The 23,268-nt window shown below is 60.7% G+C and carries 21 protein-coding genes; 8 read left to right on the forward strand and 13 right to left on the reverse strand.

Going from position 1 to position 23,268, the window contains the following annotated elements; translation table 11 throughout:
* Positions 1-15: 15 nt before the first annotated feature.
* On the reverse strand, positions 16-468 hold the full coding sequence (locus tag HW556_RS01250; RefSeq protein ID WP_176897237.1) for an META domain-containing protein: 453 nt from the start codon (positions 466-468) through the stop codon (positions 16-18).
* Between the two features lie 151 nt (positions 469-619).
* Here HW556_RS01250 and HW556_RS01255 point away from each other — a divergent pair, with 151 nt between their 5' ends.
* From HW556_RS01255 to HW556_RS01275, 5 genes are all read left to right on the forward strand, one after another.
* The gene (locus HW556_RS01255) at positions 620-3,166 is read left to right on the forward strand and encodes a TonB-dependent receptor plug domain-containing protein (RefSeq protein WP_176897241.1); all 2,547 of its coding nucleotides are present in this window, start codon (positions 620-622) and stop codon (positions 3,164-3,166) included.
* An 80-nt stretch (positions 3,167-3,246) separates the two neighbouring features.
* Positions 3,247-3,735 carry a DUF2141 domain-containing protein gene (locus HW556_RS01260; RefSeq protein WP_176897243.1) on the forward strand — a complete coding sequence of 163 codons (489 nt, stop codon included), beginning with the start codon at positions 3,247-3,249 and terminating at the stop codon, positions 3,733-3,735.
* Between the two features lie 91 nt (positions 3,736-3,826).
* The gene (locus tag HW556_RS01265) at positions 3,827-4,528 is read left to right on the forward strand and encodes a DsbA family oxidoreductase (RefSeq protein ID WP_176897245.1); all 702 of its coding nucleotides are present in this window, start codon (positions 3,827-3,829) and stop codon (positions 4,526-4,528) included.
* A gap of 256 nt (positions 4,529-4,784) precedes the next feature.
* On the forward strand, positions 4,785-5,387 hold the full coding sequence (locus tag HW556_RS01270; RefSeq protein WP_176897246.1) for a DUF4136 domain-containing protein: 603 nt from the start codon (positions 4,785-4,787) through the stop codon (positions 5,385-5,387).
* A gap of 114 nt (positions 5,388-5,501) precedes the next feature.
* Positions 5,502-5,963 carry an META domain-containing protein gene (locus HW556_RS01275; protein WP_218136837.1) on the forward strand — a complete coding sequence of 154 codons (462 nt, stop codon included), beginning with the start codon at positions 5,502-5,504 and terminating at the stop codon, positions 5,961-5,963.
* A 21-nt stretch (positions 5,964-5,984) separates the two neighbouring features.
* On the opposite strand, the gene HW556_RS01280 is transcribed toward HW556_RS01275, so the two are convergent.
* Positions 5,985-6,413: a hypothetical protein gene (locus HW556_RS01280; protein WP_176897248.1), complete on the reverse strand. Its 429-nt coding sequence runs from the start codon at positions 6,411-6,413 to the stop codon at positions 5,985-5,987.
* Between the two features lie 369 nt (positions 6,414-6,782).
* Here HW556_RS01280 and HW556_RS01285 point away from each other — a divergent pair, with 369 nt between their 5' ends.
* From HW556_RS01285 to HW556_RS01295, 3 genes are all read left to right on the forward strand, one after another.
* The gene (locus tag HW556_RS01285) at positions 6,783-7,301 is read left to right on the forward strand and encodes a hypothetical protein (protein WP_176897249.1); all 519 of its coding nucleotides are present in this window, start codon (positions 6,783-6,785) and stop codon (positions 7,299-7,301) included.
* A gap of 113 nt (positions 7,302-7,414) precedes the next feature.
* The gene (locus HW556_RS01290) at positions 7,415-7,963 is read left to right on the forward strand and encodes a VOC family protein (RefSeq protein WP_176897250.1); all 549 of its coding nucleotides are present in this window, start codon (positions 7,415-7,417) and stop codon (positions 7,961-7,963) included.
* Positions 7,960-10,206: a tetratricopeptide repeat protein gene (locus HW556_RS01295; RefSeq protein ID WP_176897251.1), complete on the forward strand. Its 2,247-nt coding sequence runs from the start codon at positions 7,960-7,962 to the stop codon at positions 10,204-10,206. Before HW556_RS01290 ends, HW556_RS01295 begins: the two co-directional genes overlap by 4 nt.
* A gap of 20 nt (positions 10,207-10,226) precedes the next feature.
* On the opposite strand, the gene HW556_RS01300 is transcribed toward HW556_RS01295, so the two are convergent.
* The 11 genes from HW556_RS01300 to HW556_RS01350 all read right to left on the reverse strand — a co-directional run bounded on the left by HW556_RS01300 (position 10,227) and on the right by HW556_RS01350 (position 23,084).
* Positions 10,227-11,378, reverse strand: a complete 1,152-nt coding sequence (locus HW556_RS01300; protein WP_176897252.1) for an AIR synthase-related protein — start codon at positions 11,376-11,378, stop codon at positions 10,227-10,229.
* Positions 11,379-11,522: 144 nt separating this feature from the next.
* On the reverse strand, positions 11,523-13,037 hold the full coding sequence (gene purF, locus HW556_RS01305; protein WP_176897253.1) for an amidophosphoribosyltransferase: 1,515 nt from the start codon (positions 13,035-13,037) through the stop codon (positions 11,523-11,525).
* 26 nt (positions 13,038-13,063) lie between these two features.
* Positions 13,064-13,693 (reverse strand): phosphoribosylglycinamide formyltransferase, encoded by a 630-nt coding sequence (purN, locus tag HW556_RS01310; protein WP_246289480.1) that lies wholly within the window; start codon positions 13,691-13,693, stop codon positions 13,064-13,066.
* A complete protein-coding gene (purD, locus tag HW556_RS01315; protein WP_176897254.1) occupies positions 13,677-14,963 on the reverse strand; it encodes a phosphoribosylamine--glycine ligase in 1,287 nt (428 codons plus the stop codon). Before purD ends, purN begins: the two co-directional genes overlap by 17 nt.
* 6 nt (positions 14,964-14,969) lie before the next feature.
* Positions 14,970-15,320: a hypothetical protein gene (locus HW556_RS01320; RefSeq protein ID WP_176897256.1), complete on the reverse strand. Its 351-nt coding sequence runs from the start codon at positions 15,318-15,320 to the stop codon at positions 14,970-14,972.
* A 29-nt stretch (positions 15,321-15,349) separates the two neighbouring features.
* Positions 15,350-16,267, reverse strand: coding sequence for a phosphoribosylaminoimidazolesuccinocarboxamide synthase (locus HW556_RS01325; protein ID WP_176897258.1), 918 nt, complete (start codon positions 16,265-16,267; stop codon positions 15,350-15,352).
* A 41-nt stretch (positions 16,268-16,308) separates the two neighbouring features.
* Positions 16,309-17,385, reverse strand: coding sequence for a phosphoribosylformylglycinamidine synthase subunit PurQ (locus tag HW556_RS01330; RefSeq protein WP_218136838.1), 1,077 nt, complete (start codon positions 17,383-17,385; stop codon positions 16,309-16,311).
* Between the two features lie 2 nt (positions 17,386-17,387).
* Positions 17,388-20,417: a phosphoribosylformylglycinamidine synthase subunit PurL gene (locus tag HW556_RS01335; protein ID WP_176897259.1), complete on the reverse strand. Its 3,030-nt coding sequence runs from the start codon at positions 20,415-20,417 to the stop codon at positions 17,388-17,390.
* A gap of 126 nt (positions 20,418-20,543) precedes the next feature.
* Positions 20,544-21,158 carry an orotate phosphoribosyltransferase gene (gene pyrE / locus HW556_RS01340; RefSeq protein ID WP_246289481.1) on the reverse strand — a complete coding sequence of 205 codons (615 nt, stop codon included), beginning with the start codon at positions 21,156-21,158 and terminating at the stop codon, positions 20,544-20,546.
* A 189-nt stretch (positions 21,159-21,347) separates the two neighbouring features.
* Positions 21,348-22,109, reverse strand: coding sequence for an orotidine-5'-phosphate decarboxylase (gene pyrF, locus HW556_RS01345; RefSeq protein WP_176897261.1), 762 nt, complete (start codon positions 22,107-22,109; stop codon positions 21,348-21,350).
* 129 nt (positions 22,110-22,238) lie between these two features.
* Positions 22,239-23,084, reverse strand: a complete 846-nt coding sequence (locus HW556_RS01350) for a dihydroorotate dehydrogenase (RefSeq protein ID WP_176897263.1) — start codon at positions 23,082-23,084, stop codon at positions 22,239-22,241.
* Between the last annotated feature and the right edge of the window lie 184 nt (positions 23,085-23,268).

Genomic DNA, 23,268 nt, shown 5'->3' on the forward strand with positions numbered 1-23,268 from the left:
TATATTCCTGAGCACCTACTTCACCTCAAATACCAGCAGCGGCTGGGGGCGCTCCGAGTCGAATAGCTGGAGCTGACGCTGGGTGATGGTGTAGCGACGCACCTCAGGCAGCAGGTTGAGGTAGCGGGTTTCCTGCTGCTGCTCGGCGCAGGTGGCGCGTGTACTGGCCTGCCCTGAGAACGTGAGGTAGGAGGTGCCGGGCACCAGCATAAACGTACCGCCGTACTGGTTGCACCAAGCCTGGCCCGCGCTAAAGTTATCGACGGAGCTGAGCGTTAGGCTGGTGGCAACACCGCCCGCCGTTGTTACCACCGGTATTCCCTCTGCTTCGATGAGCTGCCACGATTGGTCGAGCAGGTAGAGCGGCGCGGGCATGGGCTCGTTGTCCTTGCTGCAACTGCCAAGCAGCAGGCTGGTAGGTAGCATTAGCGCGAGCAGGACAACGGGTAGTCGGCGGGGCGTTTTCATAGGAAAACCAAGAGGTTCTGAAATTGTGACCAAGAGTCAGATAATGGGATAGAAAAAAAGCACAAAAAGTTGCATTAGACTGTTGAAGTGGACAGCTGTTTGCAGCTTTCTAAATAATTAGTTCCCTGATTCGATCTTTACTTTACATCTTATGAAAAACAGCTACTGCCGTCGTATTGGCGCCCTTTCTACGCTGCTGGCCGTCGGTGCTCTGTCTTTCGGCTTCGATACGGTGCCAAAGCCACTACACTTACTACGGCAAGTAATGGCTTTTTATGAAGCTACTCAGCCCGAAGTCAGCTACCTGCACCTCGACCAAGCCGCCTATGTGGCCGGCGAAACGCTCTGGTTCAAGGCCTATCTGCTCGATGCCAGCTCCCACCAGCCCGATTCGCTCAGTAAGGTGCTCTATGTGGATGTGGTAGCCCCCGACCGCCAAGTTCTGCTCAAGCGCACCTTGGCTCTCACCGATGGGCTGGCTACCGGCGACATGGTACTGCCCGACACATTGCGCTCGGGCGTGTACACGCTACGGGCTTACACCAGTTGGATGCGCAACTCCGACGCGGGTCTGTTTTTTACGCGCCGCATACCGGTGTGGCAGGCGTCGGCACCAGTTAGCATCGGCGCCGAAACCTCGGTCATGCGCCAGGCGCAACTAGCCCGGCGCACGGCCCGCGCCCTGGAGGCCGCCACTAAACCCGATGTGCAGTTTTTCCCCGAAGGCGGCGAGTACGTGGCCGGCTTGCAGACGACGGTAGGCGTGAAGGCAGCGCAGGCCGGAGGCCGCGGACTGGCGCTGGCCGGCGTAATAATTGATGGCAACAAGCGGGAGGTAGCACGCTTCAGCACGCCGGCGCTGGGCATGAGCTCGTTCGGCTTTACACCGCAGCCCGGACAGAAATATGAGGCCCGCGTAACACTGCCCGATGGCTCGACGGCTACTTATCCGCTGCCAGCCGTGCGCGCAAGCGGCTGGGTGCTGAATGTGCGCGAAGTAGGCGACGACTTCCGGGTGTTTGTGCGCTACCAGCCCCCGGCGGGCGCGACAACTGCAACAGCGCCCCTGCAACTGCTGGCACACGTACGAGGCCAGCCCGTGTACGCCGGCCAGGGCCAGATCGGGCCGGGTGAAACCTTCCAGGCCACCATTGCCCGGTCTGCCGCTCCGGCTGGTTTGTTGCACGTCAGCCTCTTCGACGGCCAGCAGGTGGCCCAGGCTGAGCGGCTGGTATTCGTGACTGAGGCCCGGCCGCTGCAGGTGCGCCTGCGCCCTGATAAAGCCACCTACGGCCCCCGCGAACTGGTGAATATGGAAGTGGAAGTAACAACTTCTGATGGCCAACCCGCCCCGGCCGAACTCTCATTGACCGTGGCCGGCACGCCCGGACTACCTGCTGAGGCTGGCGACGCCACCACCGTAAGGGCCCACCTACTACTGACCTCGGAGCTACGCGGCTACGTGGAGAGTCCGGCATACTATCTGCAGTCGCGCACACCGGAAACCCGGCGGGCCCTCGACGACCTGCTCCTCACCCAGGGCTGGAGCCGCTTTACCTGGCAGCAGGTACTGGGTGAGCCAGGCACGGCAGCGGCCGGCTACCGATATCCGCTGGAGCGCGGAATCGTGGTGGCTGGCCAACTGGTACGCGGTAACGATAAGCTCGTACCAAATGGAGAATTGATGCTCCTAATAGGGAAGCAGAAAGATATCGTGGTGAGCAAAGCCGACGCCAATGGCAATTTTCTTTTCACGGGCTTTCCGGGCCAGGATTCAACCAAAATACTGCTGCAGGGCCGTACAGCAAAGGGGAGCAGCAACTTGCTACTGCAGCTCAATGAGTGGTGGCCCCGCCCAGTTCCGGCGGGCTGGAGGCCGCCGGCTCCACTCTCCCCCGTTGTGTTAGCCTCGGCTGAGGTAGTTGCCTATGGGCAGCGCAGCCGCCGCCAGCAGCAGCTCGAACGGATATATCGGCCCGACTCGACCAGCGGCATTATACTGCGCAATGTGGATATTAGAGGCAGGAAGGAACCTGAAAACTCTGGTTTCAGGCTTCACCGTACTTCACAGGCTAGCAGCGTTCTGTACGCCCGCGATTTTTCCAATATAGAAAGCTATCAAAATATATTTCAGATGTTGCAGGGGCGGGTTGCGGGCCTGACTCTAACTCCGAATGGTATTTCTTACTCGGCTCAGCTACGAGGTATCACGTCGATGGCTGGTTCTAATAGCCCACTGTTCTTACTCGACGGACTTCCCTTACTTAACCCGGATGCGCTATTGAGTATCCCTCCCACCGATGTTGACCGGATTGAGGTACTGATGGGGGCCAACGCGACCATTTACGGTTCGCAGGGGGCAAGCGGGGTTATTGCCGTGTACACCAAGCGCGGCCTCGGCGACTACTCCAACGTACCCGCCGCCGGGGTGGCCGTGCGCCAGTTGCCGGTGTTTCACCGAACCCGCGAATTTTATGCTCCGCGCTACGATGCCGGCCGCAGTTCTGAGAAGCCCGACCCACGCGCCACCACTCTTTACTGGCAGCCCCGCCTGACAGTGCCGACCTCGGGGCGCGCCCGGGTCAGCTTTTACACGGCCGACCAGGCCGGCACCTTCCGCGCTTCGATTGAAGGTGTGAGCCTGGCGGGCCAGCCCGCCATGGCCGAGGCTGCCCTGACGGTAGCCGGGCAGCCCTGAGGCCGGCCGCTAACCGAATGTTTTTGACCGCCGGGCTGTTGGAGCCGTATACCTGACGTCCATCCTCCCTGCTATTATTTATGCGTATTCTGCTCCCTTTATTGAGCGTGCTTTGCACCACCCTGCAGTCGGCGGTTGCTACCCCGCCAACTCCGGGCAGCTTTTTACCAAGCCCGGGGGCCGCTCCCATATTTCCGGAAAGTGGGCTGGCAGTAACCGTGGTCGTATCGGCGCTGGCTTCGGAGAGTTCGGCCGTGAAACTCTACTTCTACAACGTGCGCGAGACTTTCCTTGTCCCTAAAGGCTACGCCTTTATGCGGGTGGTGAAGCCCAACGGCCAGCGCCAGGTGCGCCTGCCGGTGCAGTTGCCACCCGGCGAATGGGCCGTAGTTATCACCCAGGATCTGAATAACAACGACAAAGTGGACAAGAACTTTCTCGGTATCCCGACTGAGCCCTTTGCCTTCTCCAACAACGTGCGCCCCCGCCTGGCCCCGCCCGCATTCGACGACTGCAAATTTGCGGTTCGCGAGCCGGGCCAGGTAGTCAGTATCAAGCTACTCAAGTAGGCCGCCGGACACTGGCCGTTGGATGGCGCACCTAAACTTTTCGGGCGCGGTCGGCTTATCGCTAACTCTCCCGCCATAATCCTCTATTCGTATGAAAATCGAAATCTGGTCCGACATTCTCTGCCCCTTCTGCTACATCGGCAAGCGCCGCCTCGAAAAGGCGCTGGCTGGTTTTGCCCATACTGCCGATGTGCAGGTGGAATGGCGCAGCTTCGAACTCGACCCTAATGCTGACCCCACGCCCGGCGAAAACCAATACGTACGCCTGGCCCGCAAATATGGTAACACCGAGGAGTGGGCCCGCCAGATGAGCGCCAACATGACCCAGATGGCCGCCGAAGAAGGACTCGCTTTCGACTTCGACAGTCTGGTACCGGCCAATTCGTTCGATGCTCACCGCCTCATTCATTTGGCCACCCGTCACGGCCGCCAGGATGCGGCCAAGGAGCGTCTTTTTCAGGCTTATCTGGAAGAGGGACTCGATATCAATGACCACAGCGTACTACGCCGCCTCGGGGCTGACCTAGAACTGCCCGACGCTGAGGTGACGGCCGTGCTGGCCTCGCGCGAGTTCGAGCAGCAGGTGCGGCACGATGAATACGAGGCCCAACAAATTGGCGTGCGGGGCGTGCCCTATTTTGTATTTGCCGATAAGTACGCCGTGTCGGGTGCCCAGCCCGCCGAACTATTCGCCGAAGTGCTGGAAAAAGCCTGGGGCGAAACGCAGCCCCGCCACGAGGCCATTGTGGGGGCCGACGGTGCCGCTTGTGGCCTCGACGACAGCACCTGCTGATAATTTACACCACCACGCGCAGTGCGGCGGCACCTGGCGCAGTAGGTGCCGCCGCACTGCCTGTACCGAAAAAAAAGACTCTGCTGTCTGTGCTGACAGTAGGGTCTTTTTTTTCGGCACAGGCAGCTGAGAGCAACTCAGCTCAAGCATTCTGCGCGATATAGAAGCGGGCGCCGACCAAAAAACTCTGTAACCTGCCCACGGGTGAACGAGTTAAATAAGGACACTATTGCTTATTCTAAACGATCCGACCCCCATGAAAAACACGCTCTTACCGCTACTTTTTGCCCTTGTGGCCCTTATAGCTGGCTGTTCGCCGGCCGTTACAGTGCAGAAGAAACCCGGCACCGATTTCAGCCAGTACCGCACGTACGATTGGGCCAAAACCGAGGTAAAATCGGCCGATTCGCAGAATCCGATTTATCAAAGCAGCCTCAACGATGGCCAGATTCAACAGTCCATCAGCTCTGAGCTGGCCAAACGGGGCATCCGCCAGGCTACCGGCGACACCAAGCCCGACTTTTACCTTACTTATCACCTGTACATTGATGAGGCTGAGCGGACGGTAGCCACCCCACAGCCTGCGGGCTACGCCTTCCCCTACGCCGTATCGTACCGCGGTGGCTACCTGCCCATCAACTACGGCTATTGGTACGCCTCTCCCCGTTACCGCACCAGCTACCGCACCCAAACCTATCAGGAGGGTACTCTTATTCTGGACTTTGTTGATTCCAGTACCAATAACTTGGTGTGGCGTGGTTCTGTGATGGATGCCGTGAATGACCCTGCCCGCCTGGGCAGCGAGTTCGGCCGCGTTGCCAAGGATATCCTTGATGAGTTTCCGGTTCAAAAAATGTAAGCCTTCAGTTTACAGAACCTCCGCCGGATCACTGGACAGGTGCCAGGCTCTCCGCTACCTAAACTACACCTAACGCGGCTTTACGCTTCTCTTTAGCCACTAATGCCTCACCCCATGGTTCGTCGTATTTTTTATACCCTCCTGAGTGTGCTAGCCCTGGCCAGTTGCACCGCCAAAACCACCGAGCCGGTAGCCGATACCACCGCCAGCCCCGATATGTCAGTCTCTACCGCCACGCTCGACCCGGCCGTGCTGGCCGGCGAGTGGCGTATCCGCACGCTCAACGGCGCAGCCCTGCCTGCCGAGGCCGCCGACGGAGCGATTCTAAGCTTCGATACTGCCACCAACAAAGTGTCGGGCTCGACGGGCTGCAACCGCTTGATGGGTACCTACGCTATCAGCGGCACGGGCATCACGTTCGGGCCATTGGCGACTACCCGCATGGCCTGCCCGCCTAATAGCCCCGAAGCCGGCCTGCTGGCTGCCCTAGGCTCCAAAACCCTCACCTACCAACTGAGCGCCGAGGGCCTGACACTGCTGGAAGGTACTACGCCGATAATTACGCTGAGCCGCTGAGCAACCCACAGAGCCGCCGGCTTACGCCGACCTCTGACACCAGAAATCAAAGCCTTGCTCGTTGAGCAGGGCTTTTTCGGTTTCATTGAGTTGCATCACCACGTGATCTTCATGGCTGATGGTAGCCAGCAACAGCTGGTCGTCGTGGTAAAAAGCGGGGTCTTCGAAGTCGCCCTCTTGCCAGTCGCCGTAGGCTAGCGTCTGGCAATAGGTACGTAGGGCGGGCGTCAGCCAGAACCGGTGCGTAGCGCCAAAAATCCGCGCTATCTGTTGCGGCCGCGTCATTTGCGCTTCTCGTAGCATATCGGGTAGCGGGCCTTTCAGCAGGAACCGGTTTAGCTCCAGATAATTCGCTTCGGGTAACACCCACGCCAGCAGCGCCGGCCACATGTGGGCGCGCTGGCTGAAACTATCGTCGAGAAAATAGCCGGCGGTATCATTTGAAGCCATTACCGAAGCTAGCAAAAACCTAGCGCGGCAAAGGTCCTTGCTTTACTGGAGTGCTGACCAAATCTACCAGGGGCCGCCGTATGGGCCCTGCGTGGCCAAACGTGCTTTGCGTTGCTGCCGACCAGCGCTGGCGGCAGTGCTGTAGGCCACCCGCTTAAATCTTACAAAATACTGACTATCAAACTATTTGGCATCCGCAAAGGTGTCTAATATTATTATTTTCAAATCAATATATATCCTTATTTTTTATTAACTTAGTACTATGATACGTCGATTATATCACCTCGGGTAGAAGCAGGTACAGCGTCTCCTGATGTACTTGCCTGGCTTGGTCATCTTTCTCCTTTCTGGTCTATGAGAAACGTTACTTTGTTTTTATTGCTGCTGCTCGCGCCCCTGGCAGTACGTGCCCAAGAGACGAATGACCTACGCTTTAAAACCCAAAGAACAGTGGTGTATCCAGTAAGCGACACCGCCCGTCTGGATAACGCCGTCAAATGGTACACTAAGTTTTTCGGTATACCACACGACACCTTACGAAAGGATGTACCTAACCCCTACGCCGTATTTATAGTGGACGGCACGCAGGTAAGGCTGGAAACCGACCCGAAGTACCTAGGGCTAAAGGAGCCTCTGTTTTACTGGATGCTGCCAACGCCGGAGGCAGTAATAGCCAAACTTGACACGTTGAAGGAGACGAGCAGAATCAAAAAACGTTTGATTTTTAAGAGCCTGCGCAACTTCAGCTATGTTCGGGCTACTGGACAGCCAGCCAGCAATGGCATAGCTTCCGAAAACGTGAAGAACGTTACAGGTTTTATCGTGTATGACCCCGAAGGCAATGAGGTCGGCGTTATCAACAACCCCATTTACAAGCCCCGCAAATAACCTAAGGTCCCACTGCCTTTTACCGGCCCGGCCGGTTCGTTCGCTCCGCTTCTCAGGCGTACCGGTCGGATACCGTTGCTGCTGCCAGCACAAAAAGGCACTTCCCCCGACTTATGAAGATGCCCCTGTGGATTTCGCTGCTGCTGTTGCTGCTTTGGCCCGTACTGACCCAGGCCCAGGACAAGCCTGTTGCCGGTTTTTCGACCCAGAAAACGCTTGTGTACCCAGTAAGCAGCGCCGACCGGCTACCCGCTGCCATTGCCTGGTACACCGACTTTTTTGGTAAGCCTCCCACGCGTGTAGAACAAGGCGTGCCATATCCTTACGCCCTGTTCAATGTAGACGGTGCAGAGGTGCGACTGGAAACCAACCCGCAGTTTTTACAGTTGCGCGAGCCGGTGTTTTACTGGACACTGCCAACGCCGGATGATGTGGTGGCCAAATTTGAGACGCTGAGCGCTAACCGGTCCAACAAGTTCAACGGTGGTCTTTTCAGCAAGATGCGTCAGCTCGACAGCAGTCGTTCCTCGTCATCCGAAGTACGCCCTACTGACGCCAGCACCAACACAGAGGGGGTAACGCAGGTACGAGGATTTATCGTTTTAGACCCCGAGGGCAACCAGATTGGCGTTATCAACAACCCGGTTTACCCACCCAAATGAACCAGGGCCACCCGCCGCCTTTCACCGGCCCACCCGGCTTATTCGGTTTGCCCTTCCGGCGTATCGGCGGGCTGCTGTTGCTATGGCTGGGTCTGGTATCGGGGCTGATTGAGCAGCGGCCGGGCTGCGCGCAGAGCCGCAACGCCGACAGCCTGCGCCAGCTGCTGCGAACCAACCGGCGGCTCGATACCGTGCGGGTACAGCGCCTGCATGAACTGGTAATGGAGCTGGCAGCCGTGAATGCCCCGCAGGCCCTACAGCTGAGCCACCAGGCTTTACGAATCTCGCGCCAACTCGCCGACACGCCTTCCATCGGTCGTAGCCTACTCTGGCTCAGCATTCTGCAACGCCGTTTACCCAATTACGACTCGGCCCGGCATTATACCCTGCTGGCCCAGCAGCTATACGCCCGCCGCCGCGACCGGCCCCGCGAGGCGCGCGCCTGCCTCGAACTGAGTTTGATTGACGCGCAGCAAACCAACCTGACGGCCGCGCTGACCTGGGGGCTGCGCGGGCTGCGCCTGGCCGAGCAAACCGCTGACCTGGGAGTACAGACACAACTACGGGCTATTATTGGGGACACCTACGGCAAGCTGGGCGACTACGCCAGCGCCCTACCCATACTCGACCGGGCCCTGCGCGACGGCCACCGTCTGAGCGACGACCAGGTAGTGGCGGCCGTGCTTAATAGCCTGGGCAGCGTATACCAGCGGCTGCGCAATTGGCCCGAAGCCCTTCGGTATTTCAGGCGGGCGGTGGCCGTGTGCCGCCGGATGGGTGACATGCAGAACCAGCTGGCCAATGAAATCGGGCTGGCCGAGGTATACATTGAGCAAGGCCAGCCGGTTCGGGCCCTGCTGCACGGCCGGCTGGCCCGCACGCTGGTCAGGAGCACCCAGGACGATTTCAACCAGCCGTCGGTGGAGTTGCTACTGGCGCGGGCGTTCCTGCTGCTGCACCAACCCGACAGCACGCTGATGCTGGCCAGCCACGCCCGGGAACTGAGCCGAAAAACCCGCAGCAACGGCAACCTGGCCGCAGCTACCGAACTGCTGGCCAAGGCCTACGCCGAACTGAACAATTACCCGGCGGCCTACCAGCAACAGCGCTTATTTTCGGCTTACCAGGATACGCTGGCCGGCGAGGCCACGCAGCGCAAAACCAGCGCCCTGCGCTACGGCTACGAACTCGACCAGAAGGAAACCCAGATTGCCCTGCTCACGCAGACCCGGCAGCTACAGGCCCAGAGAAGTGCCCGCCAACGCCTGCAACTGTACGCGCTACTGGCCGGCTTTGCGGGCCTCGTTTTGGTAGTAGGGCTGCTGGGCCGCAATGTGCACCTCAAGCAGCGCATCAACCGCCACCTGAATGCCCAGAATACTCAGGTTGCCCGCCAGCGCGATGATTTAACCCGGGCACTGGCCGACCTGACCCAAGCCCTGGACCGACTCAAATCGACCCAGAACCAACTCATTCAGCGCGAAAAAATGGCCTCACTGGGCGAGCTGACGGCCGGCATTGCGCACGAAATTCAGAACCCGCTCAACTTCGTCAACAACTTCTCGGAGGTGAGCACCGAGTTGGTGGAGGAGTTTATGGACGGCCCCTGGCAGCAGCTGCCGGAAGCCGAAAAAGCCTACGCAACCGAGCTGCTGGCCACGCTCACAGATAACCTCCACAAGATAAGCCAGCACGGCCACCGCGCCGACAGCATAGTGAAAGGCATGCTGCAACACTCGCAGGCTAGCGCCGGAGTATACGAAACTGTTAACCTGAATACGTTGGTTACCGACCACCTGGCAATGGCTTACCAGCTGTTCCGGTCAAAAGACCCTAGCTTCAACGCCACCCTCGTTACCGACCTGAGCCCCCAGCTGCCGGCGGTGCGGCTGGTACCCCAGGATGTAGGCCGGGTGCTGCTCAATTTGTTCGCCAATGCCTTTTATGCCCTGGCACAACGCCGCAACCAGGGCCTGTCAGACAGTCCCCTCAAGCTGGAGGTACACACCAGTCTGCTGGCCCGGCAGGTGCAGGTCCGGATTCTGGACAACGGCATCGGTATGAGCGAAGAAACCCGCCAGAAGGCGCTGCTACCCTTTTTCACCACCAAACCACCCGGCGAGGGCACCGGTCTGGGTCTGTCGCTGAGCTACGATATTATCGTGCAGGGCCACGGGGGCATGCTCAGCATCAGCAGCCAGCTTGGCGGTGGCACCGAGGTTACAATGCGGCTGCCCCGCTAAGGCGAAATTACCGTTACTGCCTATCCTTCGTAGCGCAGCTCGCCCGCGCCCACGTGCAACGTCACGCCCGGCTCGGCCGTGATGCGGCCCGCCACTTGGGCCCGGTAACCGCTAACGCGCAGACTGGCTACCACGGCAGCCGCCTGATCCTGGTCGGTTACCAGCAACATACCGTTGCCCATGTTCCAGTAGAGGTAAGCTTCCGGAGGCGTGATGCCGGCCAGACTGGAAAGCTGCTGCATGGCGGGCAGCGGCTCGAACAGGTTGCTCAGCTCGGCCCCAACGCCGTTTTTGAGTACTCGCTTGAAGTTGTCGGCCAGCCCGCCACCGGTGATGTGGGCGGCCGCGTGCAGTGGCAGGCCCGCATCGAGCACCGCCGCTATGCCCGGCGAGTAGATGAGCGAGGGCGCCAGCATGACTTCGCCCCAGGTTTTAGCGTTGGCAGTTGTCAGTTGTTGGTTGTCAGATTTCAGAGCAGCCGTCTTTTCTTCACTGTAGGGCGCTTCGTGCCACTTTTCGCCGAAGGCCTTGGTGAGGGCCCGGCGGGCCAGCGAGTAGCCGTTGGAGCGGAACGAGGGCGAGTGCAACGCCACCACGGCCTGCCCGGCGCGCACGTTGGAGCCGCTCAAGGGGCGCTCTAGGCTCGGGTGCAACACCCCCACGGCCGTCGAGCACCAGTTGAAATTCATGCGGGCGCCGGGGTAGCCACCGATGCGGTTGCCGAGCTCGGCAATTTCGCCGCCCGTTACGGCTATCTGGCTGAACTGGGCCGCATCATGTAAGCCGTGCATGAGCTCATCGACCACCGTGTAATCGAGCGTGTTCACGTCGATGATGTTGGAAAGGTTGGTGGGTACGAAGCCGGCCACAATGAGGTCGTCGGCCACCATCGCAATCAGGTCGTAGCCCAGCGTGTCGTAGCGGTCGAGGCGTTCGGCCACTTCAATTTTGGTCCCGATACCGTCGGAACCGATGCCCAGCCGCTCATTGCCGAACCGGATTTCGTTGGAGAAGCCACCGGCTAGGTCCCGGGCCGGCTCACCAGGCTTGCCAGCGCGGGTGGCGAAGGTTTTCTGGGCCCATTCGTAGGCGTTGCGCGAGGCGGCGTTGCCTTCTTCGATGGAATAACCGGCAGTGGCTTTGAGGTTGGTATCGGCGGAAGTCTGGCTCATGCGGAAGTCTATAGAGACGCAATGTCTTGCGTCTCGTAGTTGCTGATGTTGTTTAGTTTTTGCTCGTCCGACTGTTCAACGACGAGACGCAAAATATTGCGTCTCTACCTCGTTCAGCCTATGCCCTCCAGCACAAACTGACAATTAGTGCTCTGTGGGGGCCGGGGCTTTGGCGCTTACCGAGGGCACGACATCCGCAGCAGGCTTTTTCGGTTTGTCGCCGCGGTGGCTTTCGCGCTCCTCCTGGATGTGGCCCAGGTACTTGGTGATGTCGCCGGTGGGGTAATTGCCGGTGAAGCAGGCGAAGCAGCCGCCGCCGTGGCCCTTGTCCTCGGCAAACAGCTCCTGCAAGTCTTCTACCGATTGGTATATTACCTTGTCGGCCTCAATGTAGCGGCAGATTTCCTCCTCAGTGTAGTTGGCCGCAATCAGCTCGGTGCTCATGGCCATATCGATGCCGTAGATGCAGGGCGCGATGATGGGCGGGGCGCTGCTGATAAAGTACACCTCGGCCGCGCCGGCGTCGCGCAGAATCCGCACGATGCGCCGCGAGGTAGTGCCGCGCACGATGCTGTCGTCGACCACCGCAATCTTCTTGCCCTCCACGAATTCGCGGATGGGGTTAAGCTTTTTGCGCACGATATCCTCGCGGCCGGCCTGGCTGCTGACGATGAACGAGCGGCCCATGTGGTTGTTCTTCACCAACGCCCGGCGGTAGGGCACGCCAATGGCCTCAGCCAGCCCCGAGGCCGCAAAGTAGCCCGACGAGGGCACGTCAATCACCATATCGGGCTGAATACCCGACTCAATCACCTTGCGGGCCAGCATTTTACCCAGCCGCACCCGCTCGCGGGCCACCAGCCGGCCATGAATGGTGGAATCTTCGCGGGCGAAGTAGATGTGCTCGAACACGCAGAACGCCTTGGGCAGGCTGTACGGGTTCTTGTAATGCACCTCGAAGTTGTTATCAATGAAGATGGCCTGGCCCGGCCCCACGTTCTTCACGAACTCGAAGCCCAGGTAATCGAAGCAGGTGCTCTCGGAGGTGAAGGCGAACACGGGGCCGTTTTCGGTCATGCGGCGGCCCAGCACCAGCGGCCGGATACCCAGCGGGTCTGTGAAGGCCAGCATGCCGTGGCCGGCAATGATGGTCACGGTGGCGTAGGCCCCCTTAACCAGTTCCTGGGTAGTTTCTACTGCATCAAAAATATCGACAACCGACAGCGCATCGAGGTTTTTGAGGCGCAACTCGGAGGCGAAGGTGTACATGATCAGCTCCAAGTCGTTGCTGGTTTTAGGCAGCACGTGGTACTTTTCGTGCAGGCGCTTGGCCGCCGAGCGGAAGTTGATGACGTTGCCGTTGTGCACCATGGCCAGCCCGAATGGGTAGCTGGTGGTGAACGGCTGAGCCAGCTCGGCATCGCCCGAGCCCTGGGTGGTGTAGCGGGCGTGGCCGATACCAATGTTGCCCTTCAGCTTGCGCAGCTGCTTGGGCCGGAATACGTCGGAAATCAGCCCGTTGCCTTTGCACAGGTGGAAGTTGCCATCAAACGTAGCCATACCGGCCGCATCCTGCCCCCGGTGCTGGAGCGCCGTCAGGCCAAACACGATGTCGTGAGCAACATCCTCGGGGCCGTAAAAACCTACAATTCCGCACATAATCAGTTTCGGTTGTCAGTTGCCGGTTACCGGGCCGCTGGGGTGGGTTGGGGGTGCTGGCGGCCAATAAGCTCGGCCAGGGTTTTGGGGTACAGCTGATGCTCGGCCAGCAAACCGCGACGCTCGACTTCGGCCAGGGTGGTGGCCCCGCGCAAGTCCACCGTCTGCTGGGCCAAGATGGGGCCGGTATCCAGTCCTTCATCAACCAGATGCACCGTTATTTTGGTTTCAACCAGCTGATTATCAAAGGCCCATTCGTAGGCGTGCAGGCCCTGGTGCTGGTGGGTGTCGGCGGGATGAATGTTGAGGATGCGGCCTGCGAAGGCCCGCACAAACGTGGGCGAGAGGATGCGCATATAGCCAGCCAGCACCACGTAATCGGGCTGGTATTGGCGTAGAATTTCCACCACCTCGGCATCATAGTCGGCACGGCGGCGGCCCTGGCTGCTAAGGCTGGCCGTGGGGCAGGCCAGCGCGGCGGCCGTGGCCAGACCGGGCGCGTCGGGGTGGTTGCTGAACACCACCGCTACTTCGGCCAACTCGTGCAGCATACCGGTCTGGGCCGCCGTTACCAGCGCCACCATATTGGAGCCCCGGCCCGAAAGCAGGATGGCCAGCCGGGCCTTGGGGGCGCTATGGTTACCAGTTATTTGCAAGGACGGGTTCCGGCCGCTGGCCGATATCAGTGCGGAGGTACATGTCCTGAAAGTTCACCCGGGCCGCTTCGCGGTACACGTACTGCACGGCGTCTTCCAGCTCCGCGCCGTGGCCCACCAGCACCAGCACCCGGCCGCCGTTGGTCACCAACTCACCGGCTTCGTTGTGCTTGGTAGCGCCGTGAAACGCGAGGATGCCGGGGTGCAGCGCCGAAAGTCCCGTGATGGGAAAACCAGTCGGGAAGCCGCTGGCCGGGTAGCCGCCCGAGGCCAGCACCACGCCCACGTAGTGGCCGGGACGCTGGCGCACGGTGGTCTGGGCCAGGGTGCCGTCGAGGGTGGCTTCGATGAGTTCCAGCAGGCTGCTTTGCAGGGCCGGCAGTAGCACTTCGGCCTCGGGGTCGCCAAGGCGGGCGTTGTATTCGAGCAGCTTCGGGCCCTGGGGCGTGAGCATGATGCCGAAGTAGAGGAAGCCCCGGAACTCGAACTGCTCGGCCTGGATGCCCTCCAGCGTAGGGTCGATAATTTGGGTGCGGATGGCGGCCAGGATGTTGTCGTCGGCGAAGGGCACCGGGCAGTAGGCGCCCATGCCACCGGTATTGGGGCCTTGGTCGCCGGCCAGCAGCTGCTTGTGGTCCTGGGAAGGCGCCAGCAGGCGGATGCGGTTGCCGTCGGTGATGCCGATGATACTAATTTCGGGGCCGCTGAGCTTTTCTTCGAGCAGGAAGCTGAACCAGCCGCTGTGGTGGGCCTCCAGGTCGTCGAGTGCCGCGTGGGCTTCTTCCACGGAAGAGCACACGTACACGCCCTTACCGGCGGCCAGCCCATCGAACTTCACGGCCACCTGCCCGCCCAACTCGGCCGCTTTGGCACGGGCTTCGGCCAGCTTATCGGAGCGAAACTGCCATGACATAGCGGTGGCCACGCCGTGGCGGCGCATGAAGTTCTTGCTCCACACCTTCGAGCTTTCCAGCATGGCCCCCGCCCGCCCCGGTCCGAACACGCGGATATCGGAGCCAACGAAGTAGTCGGTTACGCCGGCCGCCAGCGGGGCTTCGGGGCCTACCACCAGCAGCTTGGCACCGTGTTCTTCGCAGAAGCTTTTGATGGCTGGAAAATCGAGGGCGCTGATTTTGGGGTGGCTGTTGGGGATGCCGGCGTTGCCGGGCAGCACGTGCACGGTAGCACCATCTTGGGTGAGTTTCCAGGCCAGGGCGTGCTCGCGGGCCCCGCCGCCGAGCAGGACTATGGATTTATTGCTGAAGCTCATGATTGTCTATTGAATAAAATCGCTTCGGCCTTCTGAAAAGAGACGAAAGTATTCCTTTACTTCATCCCAACTCGTAGCCTGAATTCGTTTCTCTTCGCCCTCCGCATTAGTCAGTATCACTTCCAAGTCTTGATGTACCTCTAAGTTACTTTCGTCTTCCAAGGCAACCCAGAATGCCCCATGTTCCTCATCAGACAACTTCGTTTTCTCTATGAAGTCAAGTACATCCTGATAAGTCGGCTTGTCAAGCGAGTCCCCCCAAAGACTCTGAATATATTCCATTGGTACACGAGTGGGCCGCTGGTGAGCGCCTTGTTTTCTTACTATTTCCCAAAGATGCTGAATAGACTTCATCATTGGCGACCTACAGCACAGTTACGACAGTTTCAGGCTTCCTTCATAATACCGGCCCGTACGAGGTTGCCCACGAGGCGGGTGCGCACGTCGCCGTCTCCGATAGGCAGCGGGCTACCCGTGATGCGCTCATAAATGTCGAGGTAGCGGCGGGTGGCCTCGGCTGACACTTCGGGCGTGAGGGCGCGAGGGTACTGGCCGTCGTGCTTGTTGGCAATGAGCCACTGGCGCACGTACTCCTTGTCCATCTGCTCCACTGCCCCGGGGTTGCGGGCGTAATCCTCGGCGCTCCAGAACCGCGACGAGTCGGGCGTGTGGATTTCGTCAATCAGGATCAGCTGGCCATCGAGCAGGCCGAACTCATACTTGGTATCGACCAGAATGATGCCGCGCTCGGCCATCCAGCTCGAAGCGAAGTTGAATAGCTCCAGCGCCTTCACCTGCATCTGCTCGTACAAATCAGCCGCCACCCAACCTTCGCTCACGAGGCTCTCGGGCGTGATTTCGCGGTCCGATTCTTCCTTGGTAGTAGGCGTTACGATGGGCTCCGGGAACTGCTGGTGCTTGGTCAGTCCGTCGGGCACGGTTACACCCGAGAAGCTGCGCTGGCCCTGCTGGTAGCCGCGCAGCATCGAGCCGGTGATGTAGTTACGCACAATCATCTCCACCCGAATCGGCTCGGCCTCGTGGGCCAGCGTCACGTTAGGGTCGAGCAGGCTGATGACGTGGTTGGGCACGATGTGCTTGGTTTTATCAAACCAGAACGCGGCCAGCCCGTTCAGCACCGCCCCCTTGTGGGCCACGGGCGTGTCGAGCACCGAATCGAAGGCCGAGAGCCGGTCGGTTACCACAATGAGCCGCTCGCCCGAGGGTGCCCGGTACGAGTCGCGGACTTTGCCGCGGTGCAGGAGTTCGAGCTGGGGGGTGGCGAAGTGGTTGAGCGTGTTCATATAGGAGTTGTGAGCCGGCCTGGGCCAGTGGCTTACGGTTTCTAGATTGAAGCCTGACGAGCTTTCGGCTGTACCGAGGCGGAGGCAGAGGGTTGGCGCTGAATGTGCTCCACGATGTTCCGAAACAGCTTCAGCCCCTCCCCTTCCTCGCTCAGCCCCGGGTCGGCGCGTTTGCGGCGGGCCCAGTCGGGGTGGTTATATAAGGAGAGAAAAGCTTCGGGGTGAGGCATCAGGCCGAATACGCGGCCGGTGGTATCGGTCAGGCCGGCGCAGTGCAGGTCCGATCCGTTAGGGTTACGAGGGTAGCCGGCGGTGGGCGCACCAGCTTCATCTAGGTAGCTCAGGCAGTTGAGGCCCCGGGCTTCGATGGCAGCGGCAGCTTCGGGGCTACCGATAATCAGGCGGCCCTCGCCATGGCGCACGGGCACTTCCAGCGTGTCCATGCCGGCGAGGAAGGGCGTAGTGCTTTTCGGGTTGACCTGGAGCCGAACCCAACGGTCTTCGTAGCGGCCCGAGGCGTTGTGGGTCAGGGTTACTTCGGGCGTGGCGGTGCCGGCCAGGTCGGGCAGCAGGCCCAGCTTCACCAGCACCTGGAAGCCGTTGCAGATGCCGAGCACGAACTTACCGCCGGCCACAAACTCGCGGATATCGTCGAGCAGCGTGCGGCCCTGGTCGTTTTTACGGTAGCGCAGCTTGTTGGCCAGCACCACGCCCGAGCCCAAATCGTCGCCGAACGAGAAGCCGCCGGGGAAGTTGAGGATGTCGTAATCGTGGATGCTCACGTGGCCGTGCAGCACCTGGTTGAGGTGCACCACGGTGGCCTCGGCCCCGGCCAGCCGGTAAGCGGCCGCGAATTCCTCCTCGCAGTTGATACCGAAGCCGGTCAGAATAAGCGCCTGCACTTTAGATCTGTCAGCTGCCGGTTGCGGGTTGCCAGCCTGTGCTTCGGTGCTGCTTTTCAGCGGCTCGGCCGATTCGTGGCCGCCGTCGACGCTTTTATAGCCGGGCAGCAGGATGTTGCCGTCGCCGTCTACCATTTCGTAGCCGGGGTCCTCGGGCCGGGGGCGCGGGGGCAGGTTCAGGTCGGGCAGGTTGGGCTGTTGCTGGTCGTTTTCCATGGTTACTGCTGCGCGGTTTCGTGCTGGCCGAAGCCGATAATCCGGTTCACCGGGCCGTTGGTCCACTCGTGGCGCAGGGTAGCGCAGTCGGCCGCAATAACCGGCTGGCTCGCATGGCGCACCGTTAGCTGGCCGTCGGAAGTCACGCGGCCCAGCCGGGTGGCGCGGCCACCGAAGTGCTGGTCGAAAGCCACCACATCCTCGGGGGCAACCGTAGCCACAAAGCGCGAGTGCGACTCCGAAAACAGCTGTACCGGCACCGGCAGGCCTGCCGGCAGGTCTACTTCGGCCCCAAAGCCGTAGCCAAACGTGGCCTCGGCCAGCGCTACCGCCAAGCCACCGTCGCTCAAATCGTGGCAGCTCTGAATCAGGTTCTGGTCGTTGGCCTCTCCTATTAATATATAGAGTGCCTTAGCAGCTTCGAAGCGTACTTGCGGCACGTTGGCACCCAGCTCGCCGAAGAACTGGTAGAACTCCGAGCCACCCAGCTCGTCGTAGGTTTCGCCCAGTAGGTACACCACGTCGTCGGCCTGTTTGAAATCGGAGGTGATGGTCCGCCGCACGTCCTCGATTTTGGCGGTCATCGAATACAGCACCGTAGGCGGCACCGAAATCTTTACGCCGTCGGCCTTGAAGTCGTTTTTCATCGAGTCCTTGCCGCTGGTGAGCGGGATGCAGTAGGCCGCCGTGGCGTCGCGCAGGGCCTGGCACATGCGCACCAGCTTGGCCAGCTTCTGCTTGCCATCGGGGTTGCTAACGGGGTCGTACACCGAATCGGGCACGCAGAAGTTATCGTTGACGGACCAGAAGTTGCCGTCGCCGTAGCTCAGGTTCGGCAGCTTGCCGCCCACGGCCACAATCTGGCGCACAGCCTCGTCAAACGAGCCCGCCGACATGGCATACGCGTCCAGGTCGCCGTAGCGGGGCAGAATACCGTTGCTCACGGCCACGCCTTCCCAACTTTCGAAGTTGAAGCGTACCACCGCCGCATCCTGGGGCGCCTGACCCGTCGCGCCCATCAGGGGCTTGATAATGGTGCGGCCCTTCACCTCGTGGTCGTACTGCCGGATTACCGACTCGCGGGAGCAGATGTTGAGGCTACCAAGCAGGCGAGTGAGCACGTCGGTATAGTCGAGGTCAGCGGCCAACGTGGGCTCCTGCGCCTGTGGCTTCTGCCACTCGGCCTCCAGCACCTTGCGCGGCACGCCGTCATGCAGGAAGTCCATATTAATATAAGCCACCGGCTTGTCGGCGAAGCGCACGTCGAGGTAGCCGTTGGCCGTGAAGTAGCCGATATCGGTCAGCTCCACTTCCATCTCGCGGCCCAAAGCCAGCAGCTCCTCCATCTTGGCGGGCTCCACAGCCAACGTAAATCGCTCCTGCGACTCCGAAACAAATATTTCCCAGGGACGCAAACCGGGGTATTTCAGCGGGACATCGGCCAACTCCACCACGGCCCCGCCGCTGATGGTAGCCAGCTCGCCAACGCTCGACGAGAGGCCGCCCGCGCCGTTGTCGGTGCTGCACCGGATGAGGCCGCGCCGGGTGGCCAGGATCAGGAAATCCATGGCCAGCTTCTGCGTAATGGGCGAGCCAATCTGCACGGCCGTGGCGGGCGAGGTTTCGTCTAGTTCGATGCTGCTGAACGTAGCGCCGTGGATGCCGTCTTTGCCCACCCGGCCGCCAGCCATGATGATGCGGTCCTGGGGCTCGATGTTTTTCTCCCACGAATCGAGTCCATCTAGCTGCATGGGCAACACGGCCCCGGTTCCGCAGTACACCAACGGCTTGCCGGCGTAGCGGTCATCGAACACAATGCTGCCGTTCACGGTGGGCACGCCCGACTTGTTGCCACCGTCCTCAATACCCTTGCGCACGCCCTCAAAAATGCGGCGCGGGTGCAGCTGGTTGCTCAGCAAAGTGCCATCAAACTCGGGGTTGCCGAAGCACAGCACGTTGGTGTTGAACAGCAGCCGCGCCCCCCCGATGCCGGTGGCCAGCGGGTCGCGGTTGTTGCCCAGAATACCCGTAATGGCCCCGCCGTAGGGGTCGATGGCCGAGGGCGAGTTGTGGGTCTCCACCTTCCACACAAACAGCGACTCGGGGTTGATGCGCACGGCCCCGGCGTTGTCGGAAAACACCTTAATCAGCCAGTCGTTGCCGTTGGCCCGCAGCTGGCGGTCTACCTCGGAAGTGGCGTCTTTGATGTAGGTTTTGAACAGCGAATCCACCTCAAACGCCTCGCCGGTGTCCAGGTCGCGGTACTGTATCAGGGCCGCAAACTCCTTGTGCTTGCAGTGCTCCGACCAGGTCTGGGCAATAATTTCCAGCTCGCAATCCATCGGGTCGAGGGGCAGACCCGCGGCCGTGCGCTCGGCCTGCATGCCGGCGTAATGGTCGCGCACGGTCTGCATTTCTTCTAGGTTGAGGGCATAGAGGTTGTCTTTCGACAACTGCACCAGCTGCTCGTCGGAAAGGCCGGTCAGCGGCACGGTTTCCGTAATGGGTTCGGCCCCGCCGCCGGGCCGCGGCGTGTAGTCGCGGATGTCGGTGAGGGGGCCGATTTCGAAGCGGTTGATTTGCTTGTTGCCCAGCAACTCCTGAGCCAGCCGGCGCAGGTCGGCTTCGGGCAGGGCTTCTTCAAGGAAGTAGAGCCGCTTGCTGAAAATGTGCTGGGTGTGGGTATCGAGCGGCTCGTTGAGCAGGTCGCCGAGCGCGTTCTGGGCCGAAATACCTTCGTCGTCCGTCACGCCGGGCAGCTTGGCTACTAGTATGTAGCTGCGGTACTCGGGGCCGTGGCGGAACTCGTCGAAGGCGACTTCATGCAGCACCGGGTCCTGAAGGCAGTGGGTGGCGAAGTCGCGCAACTGCTGGTCGCTCAGGGGGTAGCGCACCGTGTAGAGGGCGGTGCTTTGCACGCGGCCGGTGTGCAGGCCCAGGTGGCGACGGGCGGCCTCGGCAATGCGCTGGCCCTCCCCGTCGTGTTGGTCGGGCCGGAGCAGCAGCTGAATGGTTCTCTGGGTAGGTTCCAAAAGAGCGGTGTTATCTATTTTTCGGTGCCACGCTGAAGCCCTGAAAGGACCACCATGGGGAGCACACCCCACGCGGGGGTACGCCGAAAATGCCTTGCCGCCGGGCCGTTTGCCGTCGCGGTAGGTTTAAGAAAACGCTTTTTCCGGCCGACTGCCGGGTTTCACCACCGGAACGCCTGCCCGGCAAAGCGGGCAATCGTCGGGTGCGTAGGTGGCCGCCGTTACCGGCAGCAGGGCAAAGTTCGGAAAATTCAGCGCAGCATTGCCACTGGTGCGGTCAATTAAACTCGCCACGGCCAAAACTTTCCCACCCAACTCGTTCAATAGTCGCGCTACTTCATTGGTGCTCTTACCCGTAGTCACTACGTCCTCGGCAATGATGATTTGCTGACCCGGCTCAATCGTGAAGCCCCGACGCAAACTCATCTGACCGTTTTCGTCGCGCTCCGTAAAGATGCCGGGTACGCCCAGCTGCCGGGCCAGTTCATAGCCCATCACCACGCCGCCCATGGCCGGCCCCACCACCAAATCGGGCGCTAGGCCGGCAGCCGTTATCTGGTAGGCCAACTCGGCGGCGGCGGGCGCGGCCAGTTCAGGCAGCCGCAAAAAACGGGCGCACTGCACGTAGGTGTCCGAGTGCAGCCCCGACGACAGCCGGAAGTGTCCGCGCAGCAGCGCATCTTCCTGCAGCAACTGCTGCTCCAAGGTTTCAGGGGTGAAGGTGGGTTGGGAAGTAGTCAAGAGAGAAAAGAAGTTATGCAGGTAGGACGTAGGACTGGATGGCTAATAGGCCGTGTCATGCTGAGCGCAGCGGAGCGGAGTCGAAGCATCTCTACCGCAGTGGTAAACTCAATGATAGAATTAGCATTGCAGTAGAGATGCTTCGACTCCGCTCCGCTACGCTCAGCATGACACGGCCATTTTGTTCTATTATGCTTCTACGGAGCGCAACTCGTTGATTTGCGCTACCAGCTCGCGGGCCGTGGAAGCCGCATCTTCCGCCTGCCAGAGGGCGCGGGAGGTATTGATGAGCAGACCGGCGCCATCGGGACGCAGGCCGGCGCGCAGCGTGGCGGCCAGGTCGCCGCCCTGGGCACCCACGCCGGGCACGAGAAACCACTGTTCGGGGCAGATTGCCCGTACATCGGCCAGCGCGCCGGGATAGGTGGCGCCTACCACTAGCCCGATACCGCCAATTTCCGCATCGAGCCGGCAGGCTACGGTGGCTACGCCGTGGGCGAGCGAGCCGCCGCGGGTCAGGGCCATGTTCTGCATCGAGTACTGCGACTTGTTGCTGGTTTTTGACAGCACGAACACCATTTTGCCTTCCCGCACGAATGGCCGTACTGCATCGTCGCCCATGTAGGGGTTCACCGTCACGGCATCGGCCCCCACCACGTCGTAGGCAAAGCGGGCATAGTGCTCGGCGGTGCTGGCAATGTCGCCGAACTTGCCGTCCAGAATCACCGGAATGTCTTTCGGAATCCGCTGTACGGTTTCCTTGAGCAACTGCACACCATTTTCACGGCTCAGAAAGAAGGCGAGGTTGGGTTTGAAGGCGGCGGCAAACGGACTGGTCTGGTCCACGACTTCGGCCAGCCGTCGGGCTACGTAAGCATCGTCGCCTACAGGGTCGAGGCCCACGCAAAGCAACGAGTTGGCCTTTTGAATACGCTGAATAAGCTTTTCCATATCAGGGTGGGATGTAGCGCGAAGCTCCAGCTTCGCAGAGTGTTGAACGGTGGACTTTGCGCTGTTCAGCATCAGCAACGATACGCGAAATTGGAGCTGCTCGCTAGTGTTACTGCTACTGCGGTATTGCTAGTGCGGCACTGCTACCAATGTCTTGCACTCGGCGGCCAGCCGGGCCGATAGGCCGGGTTCCAGCCACTCGCCGCTGCCAATCTGCACGGCGGCCGCACCGCAGCGTAGATAGTCTGTCACGTGGCCGGCCGTGAAAATGCCACCGGTACCAAACACGGGCAGCGTCAGCTTATCATCGTGGGCCAGTTCCCACACGCAGCGCAGGGCCACTGGCCGCAACGCCTCGCCCGAAAGGCCGCCGGCCACGGGTGGGGCGGTGGCATCGTCGGGCAGATGCAGGGCCTTGAGCAGGTTGGTGGCGGCAATGGCATCGGCCCCGCCCTGCTGGGCGCCCAGCGCCAGCCCCCGGATGTGTTCGGGCCAAGGTGGCAGCTTCACCACCACTACGGCATCGGGGCCCAGTTCGTCGCGCACGGCCCGGGTGGCCTCGCGCACGAAACCGGCTGTCAGCTCGGCCCCGTTGCCGGTGTCGGGCTGGGTAATGTACACCTCCACGCCCGCAATCTGGCTGCCTACCTCACGGGCTAAAAAGCGCGCAATTTTGCGGAAGCCCGGTACGCCGGGAGCCGTAATACTCACCAGCACTGGTACCCCAAACCGGCGCAGACCGGGCAGAAACTCCTGCACCAGAATCTCGGCGCTTTCGGTGCGCATGTTGCTGGCATTGAGCAGCGTTTGGTCATTTACCTGCCAGATACCCTCCTCGTAATGGCCGGGCTGTGGCTCCATTGTCACGGTGCGGGTAAAGATGGCACCCAGCCGTTCGTAGCCGTCGCCCGCCAGCTGCCAAGGAGCAGTGGCCAGGCACACCGGATTCTGTAAAGTGAGCGTACCGAGTTGCATGGCTGTAAGTTAGGACTTAGGGTTTGAGTGTTGGAGCCTAGAACGAACATCATTCAGAGCGCAGCGAAGCATCTCGCCTGAATCGTTGCACAACCGCCACAACGTCAGCACGCGAGATTCTTCGCTGCGCTCTGAATGATGTTCGATTTTAGTTTCTAACTCCTGATTTCTATCTTCTTCCCTA

The organism is Hymenobacter terrestris (assembly GCF_013377905.1).
Taxonomy (GTDB): domain Bacteria; phylum Bacteroidota; class Bacteroidia; order Cytophagales; family Hymenobacteraceae; genus Hymenobacter; species Hymenobacter terrestris.